General features: G+C 73.1%; 15 protein-coding genes. 14 read left to right on the top strand and 1 reads right to left on the bottom strand.

What is annotated here, in order from left to right; translation table 11 throughout:
* Positions 1-24: 24 nt before the first annotated feature.
* The 14 genes from AFM16_RS13425 to AFM16_RS13360 all read left to right on the top strand — a co-directional run bounded on the left by AFM16_RS13425 (position 25) and on the right by AFM16_RS13360 (position 15,234).
* Positions 25-825: a hypothetical protein gene (locus AFM16_RS13425; RefSeq protein WP_078633448.1), complete on the top strand. Its 801-nt coding sequence runs from the start codon at positions 25-27 to the stop codon at positions 823-825.
* An 88-nt stretch (positions 826-913) separates the two neighbouring features.
* Positions 914-1,846: an HtaA domain-containing protein gene (locus tag AFM16_RS13420; RefSeq protein ID WP_078633447.1), complete on the top strand. Its 933-nt coding sequence runs from the start codon at positions 914-916 to the stop codon at positions 1,844-1,846.
* A gap of 113 nt (positions 1,847-1,959) precedes the next feature.
* A complete protein-coding gene (locus tag AFM16_RS13415) occupies positions 1,960-2,496 on the top strand; it encodes a hypothetical protein (RefSeq protein ID WP_030779254.1) in 537 nt (178 codons plus the stop codon).
* Positions 2,497-2,625: 129 nt separating this feature from the next.
* The gene (locus AFM16_RS13410) at positions 2,626-5,229 is read left to right on the top strand and encodes an immunoglobulin I-set domain protein (protein WP_078633446.1); all 2,604 of its coding nucleotides are present in this window, start codon (positions 2,626-2,628) and stop codon (positions 5,227-5,229) included.
* 123 nt (positions 5,230-5,352) lie between these two features.
* On the top strand, positions 5,353-6,324 hold the full coding sequence (locus tag AFM16_RS13405; RefSeq protein WP_078633445.1) for a 5-dehydro-4-deoxyglucarate dehydratase: 972 nt from the start codon (positions 5,353-5,355) through the stop codon (positions 6,322-6,324).
* A gap of 26 nt (positions 6,325-6,350) precedes the next feature.
* On the top strand, positions 6,351-7,634 hold the full coding sequence (locus AFM16_RS13400; protein ID WP_179123372.1) for a glucarate dehydratase family protein: 1,284 nt from the start codon (positions 6,351-6,353) through the stop codon (positions 7,632-7,634).
* Between the two features lie 128 nt (positions 7,635-7,762).
* Positions 7,763-8,923, top strand: a complete 1,161-nt coding sequence (locus tag AFM16_RS13395; RefSeq protein WP_030779242.1) for a carbohydrate kinase family protein — start codon at positions 7,763-7,765, stop codon at positions 8,921-8,923.
* A 130-nt stretch (positions 8,924-9,053) separates the two neighbouring features.
* Positions 9,054-10,112, top strand: coding sequence for a PhoH family protein (locus tag AFM16_RS13390; protein WP_078633443.1), 1,059 nt, complete (start codon positions 9,054-9,056; stop codon positions 10,110-10,112).
* 13 nt (positions 10,113-10,125) lie between these two features.
* On the top strand, positions 10,126-10,623 hold the full coding sequence (gene ybeY / locus AFM16_RS13385) for an rRNA maturation RNase YbeY (RefSeq protein ID WP_030779236.1): 498 nt from the start codon (positions 10,126-10,128) through the stop codon (positions 10,621-10,623).
* Positions 10,620-11,924: a hemolysin family protein gene (locus AFM16_RS13380; protein ID WP_030779233.1), complete on the top strand. Its 1,305-nt coding sequence runs from the start codon at positions 10,620-10,622 to the stop codon at positions 11,922-11,924. The genes ybeY and AFM16_RS13380 overlap by 4 nt, the downstream gene beginning before the upstream one ends.
* Entirely contained in the window at positions 11,921-12,280 is a 360-nt protein-coding gene (locus AFM16_RS13375) for an MmcQ/YjbR family DNA-binding protein (protein ID WP_030779231.1), read from the top strand. The genes AFM16_RS13380 and AFM16_RS13375 overlap by 4 nt, the downstream gene beginning before the upstream one ends.
* 37 nt (positions 12,281-12,317) lie before the next feature.
* Positions 12,318-12,671: a cytidine deaminase-like protein gene (locus tag AFM16_RS13370; RefSeq protein WP_078633442.1), complete on the top strand. Its 354-nt coding sequence runs from the start codon at positions 12,318-12,320 to the stop codon at positions 12,669-12,671.
* Positions 12,672-12,822: 151 nt separating this feature from the next.
* Entirely contained in the window at positions 12,823-14,169 is a 1,347-nt protein-coding gene (locus AFM16_RS13365) for a WxL domain-containing protein (protein ID WP_179123272.1), read from the top strand.
* A gap of 108 nt (positions 14,170-14,277) precedes the next feature.
* The gene (locus AFM16_RS13360; RefSeq protein ID WP_245177970.1) at positions 14,278-15,234 is read left to right on the top strand and encodes a WxL protein peptidoglycan domain-containing protein; all 957 of its coding nucleotides are present in this window, start codon (positions 14,278-14,280) and stop codon (positions 15,232-15,234) included.
* On the opposite strand, the gene AFM16_RS13355 is transcribed toward AFM16_RS13360, so the two are convergent.
* The gene (locus AFM16_RS13355) at positions 15,231-15,569 is read right to left on the bottom strand and encodes a P-II family nitrogen regulator (protein WP_030779219.1); all 339 of its coding nucleotides are present in this window, start codon (positions 15,567-15,569) and stop codon (positions 15,231-15,233) included. The genes AFM16_RS13360 and AFM16_RS13355 overlap by 4 nt on opposite strands.
* Positions 15,570-15,630: the final 61 nt, after the last annotated feature.

The following is a 15,630-nucleotide window of genomic DNA, read 5'->3' as shown; positions in this document are numbered from 1 at the left end:
AGTGTCGCGTGGTGGGGGTTTTCCATGAAGGGGCCAAGTGGCCTGCGTGGTAACGGAGTTGCCTGTCTCCTCGCGGTCGCCTCGGCGTCCGCCCTGCTGCTCCCGGCGGCCGCGCCCGCGGTGGCGGCGGGCGGTTCGGCGACCGGCCCCGAGGGTCAGAAACTCACCGTCTCCGCCTCGTCCGGCCTCGACCCCGCCGGCCAGTCGGTCACCGTGACCGGCTCCGGCTACAACACGGAGAAGGGCATCTACGTCGCCTTCTGCGTGGACAACGGCGCCGGGAAGACACCCACGCCCTGTGTCGGCGGCGTCGACATGTCCGGCGAGTCGGGCGCCTCCGCCTGGATCTCCTCCAACCCGCCCTCCTACGGCAAGGGGCTGGCCAAGCCCTACGGCGGCAGCGCCCACAAGGGCACCTTCAGCGTGAAACTCACCGTGCGCGCCGAGGACGCCAACACCGACTGCACCGCGTCCGGGGTGACCTGCGCCGTCATCACCCGCAACGACCACACCCGGGGCGGGGACCAGAGCCAGACCGTGCGCATCCCGGTGACCTTCGCGTCGGGCGGCGCCTCGACGGGGACCGGTACGGGCGGGTCCGGCGCCTCGGCGACTCCGGGCGCGAGCACCACGGCCCCGGCGACCACGACCGGCGGCACCTCCTCGGCCGACACCACCGCCGACGGCTCCATGGCGAGCACCGGGTCCGGCCTCGCGCTGCCCGTCGGACTCACCGCCGCCGGACTGGTGGCGGCGGGCACGGGCGCCTGGTTCTGGGCACGCCGCCGCAGGACCGGATCCGCCGGGGCCTCGCGCACGAGCTGAGGCGGCCGCCTCCGACATCGACACCGGCGCGGACCGGCTGCTTTGCCGTGCGCCGACGCAACCTCACTTTCCAGAGGGAGAACTGAACATGGTGAAGAGACCCGGCGCCGTCGCCCTGGTGGCCGGCGCGCTGTTCGCGTTGAGTGCCCCGGCCGCGGTGGCCGGTCAGGAGTCGTCCGCACCGGTCTCCGGGGGCCGTGCGGACTGGACCCCGGCCGCCGGGGGCGTCTCGCTCGACGTCACCGCGCCCGCCGTGCCGACCGCGTCCGGCGGGGGTTCCTTCCCCGCTCTCGGGGGGACCGCCGATCCGCGGACCGGTGCCGCCGAGGTGGCGTTGGGCGGTGTCGCCCGCCTCGGTGAGCCGGGGCGGCAGCCGCTCGTCCTCGCCGGGCTGCGGCTGCGGCTCACCGGCGAGGAGGGCGCGCTGTACGCCCGTACGGTCGTCGACGGGCGGGCCCGGGAACTGGCCCTGGCCGAGGTCGCGGAGGTGAAACCCGCCGTACGGGCCACCGGGGTCACCTGGAGCGGACTGCGGGCCTCGCTCACCGAGGAGGGCGCGGCGCTGCTGTCCGACTGGGGCGGGGGCGGGTTCACGGCCGGGGACGCGTTCGGCGCGTTCGACGTGACGGTGGGGACGGAGCAGGGGGAATCCCCTGTGCCTCAGGCGTCGCCGAGCGCCGAGGCCGAGGAGCCGCCCGCTTCCGCGCCGCCGGACAAAGCCGAGGACGAAGGGAGCGGACCCGCCGCCGTCGCCGCCCGGCCCGTCCTCGCCGCGGGTGCCGAACAGAGCGTCACCGGTGCGGGGTTCGCGCCCGGGGCCGTCGTGCTCGTCGCGATCGACGGCGACACCCGGTACCAGGCGGTGGCGGACGCGGAGGGCCGGTTCGCGCGGGCCTTCCCGGTGTACGCCAACGCCGCCGAGGGCGAACACACCGTCGTCCTGACCGCCGTCGGCGGTGAGCAGTCCGTGGCCGAGGTCCGGTTCTCGGTCACCGCTGGCCCGAACTCCCTTGAACCGTAGTCGAGTTGGAGTTTTTGCACTCCGTTGACAAACGACCCGCATTCGTACTTAGGTTTGCCTTACCTAAGTTCGAACTGGCGAAGTTCGGACCCCCCGACCGGAAAGGTCTCGTCATGAGAGTCCCCACCCCCCGCACCGCCGCCCGTGCCGCGCTCGCCGTCGCCGCCTCCGCCGCGCTGACCCTGGGCCTCGCCGGTTCCGCCTCCGCGGCCACCGCGACCCGCACGATCACCGACGGCGGCACCACCTACAACCTGTCGCTCACCGCCCCCGACACCGCCTCCGCCGCGGGCCAGGTCATCACCGTCACCGGCTCCGGTTACAACAGCAGCCAGGGCATCTACGTGGGCCTGTGCGTGGTCGACGGCGTGCCGGGCGCCAACAAGCCGACCCCCTGTCTCGGCGGCCAGGACGAGAGCGGCTCCACCGGCGCCTCGCACTGGGTCAACAACGTCTTCGGCGGTCTGTTCGCCAACAGCTCCACCTTCGGCAGCGGCGGCACCTTCAGCGCCCAGATCTACGTCAAGGCCACCCTCGACGACGGCCGGGTCTGCGGCGAGGACGTGACCTGCGCGATCGTCACCCGCGCCGACCACTTCGACACCAACGACCGCAAGTACGACGTGCACGCCCCCATCACCTTCCAGTGACGGTCGGCGCAACGACCTTGCAGTGACGGCCTGTTGAACACCGGCCGGGCCGGACCTCGCGCGGCGGGGTCCGGCCCCCTCGGCGTTCGGCGGCGCGTCGCGCGCACGCGAGAAGTGAGGAACACTCCCATGCAGCACAGACGCCCGGCGGCGCTGCTCGGCGCCGCCGCCCTGGTGGCCGCCGCGGTCACGGCCGTCACGGTGGGTCCGGCCGCGCAGGCCGCCGACACGCCGAGGACCGCCCTCGGCGCGCACGGCCAGAAGCTCACCGTCTCCGCCTCCGCGAACCTCGACCCGGCCGGCGAGACCTTGCGGGTCACCGGCGAGGGGTACGACGTCACCAAGGGCGTCTATGTCGCCCTCTGCAAGGACAACGGCGACAACCGCATCCCCACGCCCTGCCTCGGTGGCGCCGACCAGACCGGCGGCAGCGGCGCCTCGAAGTGGATCGTCCCTGAGGGCTCCGCGGAGGCGCCCGCGGGCGTCGCCGAGGTCTGGGGTCCCGGCGGCACCTTCGACGTCGCCCTGGACGTCAAGGCGAAGGACAACGGCCTGGACTGCACCGAGGTCGCCTGCTCGATCGTCACCCGCGTCGACCACAACGGCACCGGCGACCGCTCCCAGGACGTCCGCATCCCCGTCGCCTTCGAGGGCCGGGAGCCCGGGGGCGGGGACGACGGCGGCCAGGGCGAGGAGGTCCCGCCGGGCACCGTCGGCTATGTCCGCTCGGCCGAGTTCACGGCCGCCGGGATGCCGCTGTCCCTGCTGCTGCACCCCGACTCGGGTCGCCTGTACGTCGGTTCGGGCAACACGGTCGACACCGGGTCCGTCAACGAGTCCGGCCTGTACGTCCTCGACCCCGCCGACGGCAAGGTGCTCTCCTACGTCCCGCAGGCGCCCGGCACCACCGGCGCCCTCGCCCAGCGCGTCGTCCAGCGGCTCGTCAAGGCGCTGCCCGGCGACGGTGTCGTCTTCCAGTACCCGGTGCGCGGCATCGGCGTCGCGAAGACCGGCGACACCGCCGCGACCGGCGTCTGGCCGGCCGGCGGCACCATCACCGGCACCGGGCCCGGCACCGCCGACCGGAGCGTGCTGATCGCCCAGGGCGCGGTGGTCTCCGAGGTCGAGTACGCCACCGGCAGGATCCTGCGCACGGTCACCCTGCCGAGCAGCGGCGGCCACCTCGGCGTGGACCCCGCCCGCCGTCTGGCGTGGGTCTCCGACACCGTGAACGGCAAGCTGTTCCGGGTGAGCACGGCCGGGGACACCGCCCTCGACCTCACCGCCACCCTCGACCTGGCGCAGGGCCAGTCGTACGTCACCGCCGTCGACCCGGCGACCGGCAACGTCTGGGCGGGGTCCGGCCATTCGGTGTTCGTCTTCGACAAGGACGGCAAGCCGCTGGCGGAGCTGAAGGGCACCGACATGCCCACGGCGATCGCCTTCGACCCCGGCACGCACCAGGCGTTCGTGCTGCGCGAGGACTACGGCAACGAGGAGGACGGTGCGGACCAGAAGGGTCTGCTGGAGGTGTACGACAGCGGCACGTTCCGGTCGGTGGCCACCCCGGCCGTGCTGCCCGGCAACCGCGTCAACGCCTACGCCGGCCTCGCGGTCGTCCCGGGCGGCGGCACGGTCTATCTGACGGACGGCGCCGAGAGCAAGGTCCTCGCCTACGAGCGGCGGGTCTCCCCGAAGGTCACCCAGACCCCCACCGACCGCACGGTGTTCGCCGGTGACGAGGTCACGTTCGTCGCGGCGGCCGAGGGCACCCCGACACCGACCCTGAGGTGGGAGGTCAGCCCCGACGGCGGCCAGACCTGGACCACCGTCGCGGGCGCCACGGGCAACACGTACTCCTTCACCGCGCGCGCCGCGCACGACGGTTACCGCTACCGGGTGGCCTTCACCAACACCTCGGGCACGACCCGCACGGCGGAGTTCACGCTCACGGTGAAGGAGGCCGGGAACGGCAACGGCGGCGGGAACGGGGGCGGTGACGGCGACGGCGACAAGGCGCCGTCCGGCACCAGGACCGTCACCGGTTCCCAGGGCCAGAAGCTCACCGTCACCCCGGTCAACAACCTCGCCACCGAGGACCAGGTCCTGAAGATCACCGGGTCCGGCTACGACGAGAAGAAGGGCATCTACGTCGCCCTGTGCGTCGACAACGGCGCCGGTCAACTGCCCACTCCCTGTGTCGGTGGCGTCGACATGACCGGTTCCTCGCACAGTTCGGCGTGGATCTCCTCCAACCCGCCCGACTACGGCGAGGAGTTGGCGACCCCGTACGGCGCGGGCGGCAGCTTCTCGGTCGAGCTGACCGTGGACGCCAAGGACGAGTTCACCGACTGCTTCAAGCAGACCTGCGTCCTGGCCACCCGTGCCGACCACACCCTGTCCGGCGACCGCTCCCAGGACGTGAAGGTCCCGGTCGGCTTCGTGGGCCAGCCCCCGGTGGACACGGACGACGGCGGCACGACGGGCGGCTCGACGGGCGGCGGTTCGACGGGCGGAACGGACGGCGGTACGAACGGCGGCTCGACCGGTTCCACCGGCGGCTCGGGAAGCACGGGCGGCGTGACCGGCACGGGAGGCACCGGGGGCACGACGACCACCGGCTCCTCCGGCAGCCTCGCCTCCACCGGTGCCGCCGTCGGCACGGTCGCGGGCCTGGCGCTCCTGCTCACGGCGGGCGGCTGGTACGTCCGCCGCCGGGCGCTCACCCGGTAGGACGTCCGGCCCCGGCCTCGGCTCCACTCCACGAGACCCCCCGCGCGGCTCCCGCGTGGGGGGTCTCGCCGTTGGCCCGTCCTTGACGACCCGTGTTCATGTATCTAACCTTCATTCTCATACATGGATGACATGACGTCCGGAGGGGGAGACAGCGTGGGCCTCGACACCGACACGGTCCGGCGGCTGCGGGAGGGCATGGCGCGAGGCGTCCTGTCCTTCCCGCTCACCAGCTTCCGCGCGGACGGCTCGCTCGACCCCGACGGCTTCCGCGCCCACCTCGCCGCACGGCTCGCCGCCGCACCCGGCGCCGTCTTCCCCGCCTGCGGCACCGGCGAGTTCTTCTCCCTCGACGAGGACGAGTACCGCCGGGTCGTACGGATCGCCGTCGAGGAGACCGCCGGCCGCGTCCCCGTCGTCGCCGGCACCGGCTACGGCTGGGCCCAGGCCCTGCGCTTCGCCCGGATCGCCGAGGAGGAGGGCGCCGACGCCCTGCTCGTCCTGCCGCACTACCTCGTCGCCGCCCCGCAGGACGGCCTCGTCGCCCAACTGGAGCGGATCGCGTCCGGCACCCGGCTGCCGCTCGTCGCCTACCAGCGCGGCCAGGTCGCCTTCACCCCCGACTCGCTGCGGCGCGTCGCCGCCCTGCCCGGTGTGATCGGCCTCAAGGACGGCCACAGCGACCTCGACCGCCTCCAGCGCCTCACCCTCGCCGCCCCCGAGGGCTTCCTCTTCTTCAACGGCGCCGCCACCGCCGAGATCCAGGCCCGCGCCTACGCCGCCGTCGGCGTCCCCGCCTACTCCTCGGCCGTGCACGCCTTCGCCCCCGAGATCGCCGACGCCTTCTTCACCGCCCTGACCGCGGACGACCGGGGCACGACCGACAAGCTCCTGCGCGACTTCTACGTCCCCTTCGTGGAGCTGCGCGACCGGATGCCGGGGTACTCGGTGTCCCTGGTGAAGGCCGCCGCCCGGCTGCGCGGCGCCCCCGTCGGCCCGGTCCGCGCCCCGCTCACCGACCCCGCGGCCGCCGACCTCGCCGAGCTGAGGACCCTGCTCACCGCCGGACTCGACCTCGTAGGAGCCGCCCTGTGACCGCCGCGCACCCGACTGCCGCGCACCTGACCGTCGCCGAGGTCCGGCTGACCCCGATCCTGGTCGCCGACCCGCCGCTGCTCAACACCCAGGGCGTGCACCAGCCGTACACCCCGCGGCTGATCGTCGAGGTGGTCACCGCCGACGGCACCACGGGCGTCGGCGAGACCTACGGCGACACCAAGTACCTCGAACTGGCGCGGCCGTTCGCCGAGCGCCTGAAGGGCCGTCAAGTCAGCGACCTGAACGGGCTGTTCACCCTCGCCGACGACCTCGCCGTCGACCGCTCCCGGATCTCCGGGCAGGTCGACGTGGGCGGACTGCGCGGCGTCCAGACCGCCGACAAGCTGCGGCTGTCCGTCGTCTCCGCCTTCGAGGTCGCCTGCCTCGACGCCCTCGGCAAGGCGCTCGGACTGCCCGTGCACGCGCTGCTCGGCGGCAAGGTGCGCGACAGCGTCGAGTACAGCGCGTACCTGTTCTACAAGTGGGCCGCCCACCCCGACGGCGTGCCGAGCGAGCCGGACGACTGGGGCGCCGCCCTCGACCCGGCCGGGATCGTCGCCCAGGCCCGCCGCTTCACCGAGCGCCACGGCTTCACCTCCTTCAAGCTCAAGGGCGGTGTGTTCCCGCCCGAGCAGGAGATCGCCGCCGTCCGCGCCCTCGCCGCCGCCTTCCCCGGACATCCGCTGCGGCTGGATCCCAACGGCGCCTGGAGCGTGGCGACTTCACTCGTCGTCGCCAAGGAACTCGGGGACGTCCTCGAATACTTGGAGGACCCCGCGCTCGGCACGCCCGCCATGGCCGAGGTCGCCGCCGGGACCGACGTACCGCTCGCCACCAACATGTGCGTGACGACGTTCGCCGAGATCCCGGAAGCCTTCACCCGGGGCGCCGTACAGGTCGTCCTCTCCGACCACCACTACTGGGGCGGACTGCGCAACACCCGGCAACTGGCCGCCGTCTGCGCCACGTTCGGCGTCGACGTGTCCATGCACTCCAACACCCACCTCGGCATCAGCCTCGCCGCGATGACCCACGTCGCCGCCACCGTCCCCGGCCTGCACCACGCCTGCGACTCCCACTACCCCTGGCAGTCGGAGGACGTGCTGACCGAGCGGATCGCCTTCGAGGGCGGCCGGGTGACCGTCTCCGACGCCCCCGGCCTCGGCGTCGAGCTGGACCGGGAGCGACTGGACCGGCTGCACCGGCGCTGGCTCGACGACGACGGCACCCTGCGCGACCGCGACGACACGGCGGCGATGCGCGTCGCCGACCCGGACTGGGTCACCCCGGCGGTCCCGCGCTGGTAGCCGCGCGGCCTGCTCTCCCTCCCTTCTCTCTCCCTTCCGGCACACGGGTGGTTCGCACGGGACGCACGGCCCGTTGTCGGTGGCGTGGTGCACACTGGCCAGAACCGCACCATGTCAGGGAGCGCCTCGTGACCGCGTCCACCGCGCCCATCGCGTCCGCCGGAGGGGAACCGCCCACCGGTGAGGGACCTCACCGCCGGATCCGCCGCGCCGCCGGGGTCGACCCCCTGGCCGGATTGCGCACCCCCGAGGACCCGCCGTGGGACGTCTACCTCACCGGCACCGTCTTCCTCGACATCGTCTTCACCGGCCTCGACTCCGCCCCGGTGCGCGGCACCGAGTCCTGGGCGCGCGGCATGGGGTCCAGCCCCGGCGGGGTCGCCAACATGGCCACCGCCCTGGCCCGCCTCGGCCTGCGCACCTCCCTCGCGGCCGCGTTCGGCGACGACCACTACGGCGAGTACTGCTGGGACGCGCTCGAACAGGGCGAGGGCATCGACCTGTCGACGTCCCGCACGGTCCCCGGCTGGCACTCCCCGGTCACCGTCTCCATGGCCTACGAGGGCGAGCGCACCATGGTCTCGCACGGCCACGAACCGCCCCCCGAGGAGCCCGCCCCGGCCTGTCCGCCGCCCGCCCGCGCCGCCGTGGCCGCCCTCGCGCCCGGCCGCACCGACCCGTGGATCGCCCAGGCCGCGAGCCGCGGCACCCGCGTCTTCGCCGACGTCGGCTGGGACGACACCGGCGCCTGGGACCTGGCCGGACTCGCCGACCTCGCGCACTGCGAGGCGTTCCTGCCGAACGCGCAGGAGGCCATGCGCTACACCGGCACCGACAACCCGCGCGCCGCCGCCCACGCCCTCACCGACCACGTACCGCTCGCGGTCGTCACCCTCGGCGCGGACGGCGCCTACGCCGTGGACGGCCGCACCGGCGAGACCGCCGAGGTCCCGGCGATCGCCGTCGAGGCCCTGGACCCCACCGGCGCGGGGGACGTCTTCGTGGCCGGTTTCGTCACCGGCACCCTGGCCGGCTGGCCGCTCGCCGACCGCCTCGCCTTCGCCGGGCTCACCGCCGCGCTCTCCGTCCAGGAGTTCGGCGGCTCCCTCTCCGCGCCCGGCTGGTCCGAGATCGCCGCCTGGTGGCGCAAGGTCCAGTCGGTCGAGGGCCAGGACCCCGAGGCCCTGCGCCGGTACGCGTTCCTGGACGGCCGGGTCCCGCCCGAGGAGACCAGCGCCTGGCCGCTGCGCCGGGCGGTCCCGACGATCGGCTTCCGCCGCTCGGCCTAGGCGCGCGCGTTTGACCTCACGAAAAGCCCTACGGCGTTGTCAGCCCCCTGGCGTACCCTGGAACACGCCAGGCCGCCCTCGTGGCAGGCGAGTCGCATCCGGGAGGACGTAGAGGCCCTCGGGCCGGCCTATGACTCAGACACCCACAGCTCAGACGCCCGCGCAGGGCAAGGCGAGAGCACAGTTCACCGTTCCCGCCCAGCACCCCATGGTGACCGTGCTGGGATCCGGAGACTCCCTCCTGCGCGTGATCGAGACGGCTTTCCCGGCGGCCGACATCCACGTCCGGGGCAATGAGATCAGCGCGGTCGGCGACCCGCGGGAAGTCGCCATGATCCAGCGCCTGTTCGACGAGATGATGCTGGTGCTCCGCACCGGGCAGCCGATGACGGAGGACGCAGTGGAACGCTCGATCGCCATGCTGCGGGCGAGTGAGAACGGGACGAGTGACGGCCGGGAGACCCCGGCCGAGGTACTGACACAGAACATCCTGTCCTCGCGCGGCCGCACCATCCGCCCCAAGACCCTCAACCAGAAGCGGTACGTCGACGCGATAGACAAGCACACCGTCGTCTTCGGCATCGGCCCCGCCGGCACCGGCAAGACGTACCTGGCGATGGCCAAGGCGGTCCAGGCCCTCCAGTCCAAGCAGGTCAACCGCATCATCCTGACCCGCCCCGCGGTCGAGGCCGGCGAACGCCTCGGCTTCCTCCCGGGCACCCTCTACGAGAAGATCGACCCCTACCTGCGCCCGCTCTACGACGCCCTGCACGACATGCTCGACCCCGACTCCATCCCCCGCCTGATGGCGGCGGGCACGATCGAGGTCGCCCCGCTGGCGTACATGCGCGGCCGGACGCTCAACGACGCGTTCATCATCCTGGACGAGGCGCAGAACACCAGCCCCGAGCAGATGAAGATGTTCCTCACCCGGCTCGGCTTCGACTCGAAGATCGTGATCACGGGTGATGTGACGCAGGTCGACCTGCCGGGCGGGACCAAGTCCGGGCTGCGCCAGGTGCAGGAGATCCTGGACGGCGTCGAGGACGTCCACTTCTCCCGCCTGTCGTCCCAGGACGTCGTACGGCACAAGCTGGTCGGCCGTATCGTCGACGCGTACGAGAAGTACGACAGCGAGAACGATACGGAGAACGGCACCCACCGGGGCGGCCGTTCCAAGCGGAAGTAGACAAGCCAGCACCATGTCGATCGACGTCAACAACGAGTCCGGAACCGAGGTCGACGAGCAGGCGATCCTCGACATCGCCCGCTACGCGCTCGCGCGGATGCGCATCCACCCGCTCTCCGAACTGTCGGTGATCGTCGTGGACGCCGACGCCATGGAGCAGCTCCACATCCAGTGGATGGACCTGCCGGGGCCGACGGACGTCATGTCGTTCCCGATGGACGAGCTGCGGCCGCCGTCGAAGGACGACGACGAGCCCCCGCAGGGGCTGCTCGGCGACATCGTGCTGTGCCCCGAGGTCGCGGCCAAGCAGGGGGCGGACGCGCCCACGCGGCACTCCATGGACGAGGAGCTCCAGCTCCTCACCGTCCACGGCGTGCTGCACCTGCTGGGCTACGACCACGAGGAGCCCGACGAGAAGGCCGAGATGTTCGGCCTCCAGGCGGCCATCGTGGACGGCTGGCGTGCGGAGAAGGGCCTGACCGGCCCGTCCCCGGCCCCGACCGTCTCATGAGCCCCGCCCTCGTCGGCGGCGCGATCGCCCTGGTCGTCGTCGCGTGGCTCGCCGCCTGCGCGGAGGCGGGCCTCGCGCGCGTCTCCAGCTTCCGCGCCGAGGAGGCCGTACGGTCCGGCCGGCGGGGCAGCGCCAAGCTCGCGCAGATCGCCGCCGACCCCACCCGCTATCTCAACGTGGCGCTGCTGGTCCGTGTCGCCTGCGAGATGGCGGCCGCCGCGCTGGTCACCTACGCGTGTCTGCGCGAGATCGACGACACCGCCCCGGCGCTGCTCGCCGCGATCGGCGTGATGGTCCTCGTGTCGTACGTCGCGGTCGGCGTCTCACCGCGCACCATCGGCCGCCAGCACCCCCTGAACACCGCGACGGCCGCCGCGTACGTGCTGCTGCCGCTGGCCAGGATCATGGGCCCGATCCCCTCGCTGCTCATCCTCATCGGCAACGCGCTCACCCCCGGCAAGGGCTTCCGGCGCGGCCCGTTCGCCTCCGAGGCCGAGCTGCGGGCGCTGGTCGACCTCGCCGAGAAGGAGTCGCTCATCGAGGACGAGGAGCGCCGGATGGTGCACTCCGTCTTCGAGCTGGGCGACACCCTCGTCCGCGAGGTGATGGTCCCGCGCACCGACCTGGTCGTCATCGAGCGCTACAAGACCATCCGCCAGGCCCTGACCCTCGCCCTGCGCTCCGGGTTCTCCCGGATACCCGTCACCGGGGAGAACGAGGACGACATCGTCGGGATCGTCTATCTGAAGGACCTGGTCCGCAAGACGCACATCAGCCGCGACGCCGAGTCGGACCTGGTGTCGACGGCGATGCGGCCCGCCGCGTTCGTCCCCGACACCAAGAACGCCGGCGACCTGCTGCGCGAGATGCAGCAGGAGCGCAATCACGTCGCGGTCGTCATCGACGAGTACGGCGGCACGGCCGGCATCGTCACCATCGAGGACATCCTGGAGGAGATCGTCGGCGAGATCACCGACGAGTACGACCGGGAGCTGCCGCCGGTGGAGGAGCTGGGCGACGACCGGTTCCGGGTCACCGCCCGCCTCGACATCACCGACCTCGGCGAGCTGTACGGCCTGGAGGAGTACGACGACGAGGACGTGGAGACCGTCGGCGGGCTCCTCGCCAAGGCCCTGGGCCGGGTGCCCATCGCCGGGGCGTCCAGCGTGGTCGACCTGCCCGACGGGCGGGTTCTGCGGCTGACCGCGGAGGCCGCCGCCGGCCGCCGCAACAAGATCGTCACGGTGCTGGTGGAGCCGGTCGCCCCGGCGGGCCCGCCCGGGGAGGGCGGACCGGAGTGACCCCCGACGAGCTGCGCGCCTGCTGTCTGTCCTTCAACGCGGTCGTGGAGGAGTTCCCGTTCCGCCCGGAGATCTCGGTCTTCAAGGTGCTGGGCAAGATGTTCGCGCTCAGCTCGACGGACGAGCGGCCCCTGAAGGTCAACCTCAAGTGCGACCCCGAGGACGCGGTCCGGCTGCGCGCCGAGCACCCCGGTCTGATCGCCCCCGGCTACCACATGAACAAACGCCACTGGAACACGGTGACGGTCGACGGCGGCCTGCCCGACCGGCTGGTCCGGGAGCTGATCGAGGACTCCTACGACCTGGTCGTGGCCGGGCTGCCGCGCGCCGAGCGGCTCCGCCTCGACCGGCCCTGAGCCGGTGACCCCGCGCCGGTGATCGTATGCTCGGCGCATGACCGACAGCAGCGCGCTCGACCCCGAGGACCGCAAGATCGTCACCCTGGCCCGTTCCGCGCGGGCCCGTAACGGCACGCCCGAGGGGGCGGCCGTACGCGACGAGACGGGGCGTACGTATGTCGCGGCCACCGTCGATCTGCCGTCGCTGAAGCTGAGCGCGCTGCGTACGGCCGTGGCGATGGCGGTGGCCTCGGGGGCCGGGTCGCTGGAGGCGGCGGCGGTGGTCACCGCGGCGGAGGGCGCCGACGAGGCGGACCTGGCCGCCGTACGCGACCTCGGCGGAGCGGGGACCCCGGTGCATCTCGCCGCGACGGACGGCACCGTACGCCGCACGGTGTCCGCGGGCTGACGCGGGCGTCCCGGCCGTCGGCACCAGGAAGCTGACGGTCCATCAGTTGGCATCGCCGTGTCCATTGACTTCTCCGGCGATCCGCACCTCAATGCCCCCTGTCGGCGCGGAAGAGCCGCCGCGCCCGCACCCCGGAGGAGGGGGCACACCCATGGGTCCGACACCCCGCACGTCCTGTAGTTCCCCGCGGTCCCGAAGACGGCGCTGGGCATCGCTGCTCGGCGCGACCGCGCTCGCGGTCACCGCGGGCGGAGCGCTGGCGGTCCCGGCCGGCGCCGCGGCCGTGAACGTCGACTTCCCCACGCACTGCGTCCCGCCGCCGATCGCGGGCATCCCGCCGATCGACGGCACCACCACCGCCAAGATCACGGTCGACGACGCCACCCCCCAGGTCGGCGACACCGTCACCGTCACCTACACGGTGGTCGCGCCCGCCGCCAGCAACCCCACCGACCTCGCCCTGCCGGCCGACATCATGACCCCGACGGGCAAGGTCACCCTCGGCGGCGCGCAGTCCGGCAGCGTCACCGTCACGGGACCCAAGAAGAACCCGCCGGTCCCCGGCAAGGGCGTCTTCCCGTCCTTCTCCATGACCGGCACCTTCACCGTCACCACGCCCGGCGCGATCACCCTCTCGCCCGGCGACTACAACATCCACACCAGCTACATCCTGGAACTGGACACCCCCTGCACGGTGACGAACCCGCCCGCCCCGGTGTCCGAGACGGTCACCGCCGCGGACAATCCGCCGGCCAACACCCGTGCCATCAGCCTGGGTTCGGCCTCCGGAGCGCCGGGCGCGAGTGTCGCCGTCACCGGCACCGGCTTCACGGCCGGCGCCACGGTCACCCTCGCCGGACGCTCCGGGGCCGCCCAGACCGCGGACACGGCGACCGTGACCGCGAACGCGCAGGGCGCCGTCTCGGGCTCGCTCGTCGTCAACGACCTCACCACGACCGGCGTGGTGGCGTACGAGGGCGGCGCGTGGAGCACGGACCTCGGCGCCGGGCCCGTCGCGTACGTCGTCATCGACGACCAGCCCGTCCCCGAGGGCAGTCAGAAGCTGACGACCACCGTGAAGGCCGGCACCCTGTCGATGTCCCAGGCCGGGGACGCCGTGGCGATGTCCGCGGTCGACTTCGGCTCCGGCGACGCCTCGACCGGGGACCTCAACGCGGTGACCGTCAAGGACTACCGCGGCGGACCCGCCGGCTGGTCCCTGACCGGCAAGGTCACCGACTTCACCGGCGCCGGCGCCAAGATCGACGCCGGCAAGCTGAGCTGGACGCCCGAGTGCACCACCAAGGCGGGCAGCCCCAGCACCTGCCGGGCCGGCTCGGCCGGGGCCGTCGGCAGCGCGGGAGCCACCCTGGCGTCCGCACCGGACGGCACGCTCACCGGCGGCGAGTTCACCGTCAAGGCCGGACTCTCCCTGGACGTACCGGCGTTCACGCCCCCGGGCACCTACGCCGGCGTCCTGACGCTCACGCTCACCTGATCCACGCTCTTCCCACGGTGGCGGGCGGCCGTCCCAGCGGCCCGCACCCGCCCGCCCACCGCGCCCTTCCGTCGCCTTCGTCGCCCGCGGGGGTCCGCACCCATGCTGCTGCGCAAGCCGTACGCCCTCCTCCTGCCGCTCCTCCTTCTGCTTCTTCCGCTGCTGTGCGCCGCACCGGCGCGTGCCGCCGACAACGGGAGCTGGTCCGTCTACCCGGCCTCCTCGGCCGTCTCCACCCGCCCGTACTTCTACGTCAGCGCCGATCCCGGCCAGACGATCGAGGACGAGGTCGTCGTCGCCAACAAGACCGACGCACCGCTCACCTTCCGGCTCTACGCCGCCGACGCCTACAACACCGCGCGGGACGGCGGCTTCGCCGTCCGGTCGGAGGGGGAGCGGATGCGGGGCGTCGGCGCGTGGGCGCGGCCCGCGAAGGACCGGGTCACCGTGCCGGGCCGCCGCACGGTCACCGTGCCGGTCACCATCGAGGTCCCCGAGGACGCCGAGCCCGGCGACCACCCCGGCGCGATCGTCGCCCTCGACGAGCGGATCGACCCGGGCGACGGCGCGGTCGCGCTCGGTGTACGGCGGGCCGTCGGCGCCCGCGTCTACCTCCAGGTCGGCGGGCCCACCCTGCCGGCGCTGGCCGTGGAGGACGTCCGCGTCTCCCACCGCCAGCCGCTCGTGCCCGGCCTCGGCGACAGCACGGCCACCGTCTCCTACACCCTGCACAACACCGGGAACGTCACTCTCGACCCCCAGGTGGAGCTGCGGGCGCGGGGGCTCTTCGGCCGCACCCTGCTGACCCGCGACCTGACGGAGATCCCCTCCGAGCTGCTCCCCGGCCAGCGCGTCCGCCTCACCGAACGCTGGCGGGACGCGCCCCAGCTCGACCACGCGGACGTGACGCTTACGGCGACCGCGCGGGACACCAGGGAGTCGGCGACCGTGTCCTTCCTGGCGGTGCCGTGGCTGGTGGCGGGGGTGCTGGTGGTGGGGGTCGGGGCGGGGGTGTGGTTCGCGGTGATCAGGCTGCGGGGCGGGAAAGTGCCCTGGAGGGCCTAGAGGGCGTCCGGGCCGCGCTCGCCGGTGCGGACCCGGACCACCGTCTCCACCGGCACGGCCCACACCTTCCCGTCGCCGATCTTCCCGGTACGCGCGGCGGTCACGATCGCGTCGATCACCGCGTCGGCGTCGGAGTCCTCCACGACGGCCTCGATCCGCACCTTGGGCACCAGGTCGACCTGGTACTCGGCGCCCCGGTACACCTCGGTGTGGCCGCGCTGTCGGCCGTAGCCGCTGGCCTCGGTCACGGTCAGACCGTGCACGCCCAGCTCCTGGAGTGCCGTCTTGACCTCGTCGAGGCGGTACGGCTTGACGATCGCGGTGACGAGCTTCATGGGTGCGGCCTGACCTTCCTGCGGGGCCCGGGACGCGGTGATCGTATGCGGTGGCGGCGCG

Source organism: Streptomyces antibioticus, from assembly GCF_002019855.1.
Lineage (GTDB): Bacteria > Actinomycetota > Actinomycetes > Streptomycetales > Streptomycetaceae > Streptomyces > Streptomyces antibioticus_B.
This window is presented reverse-complemented; position numbering and strand designations above follow the sequence as displayed.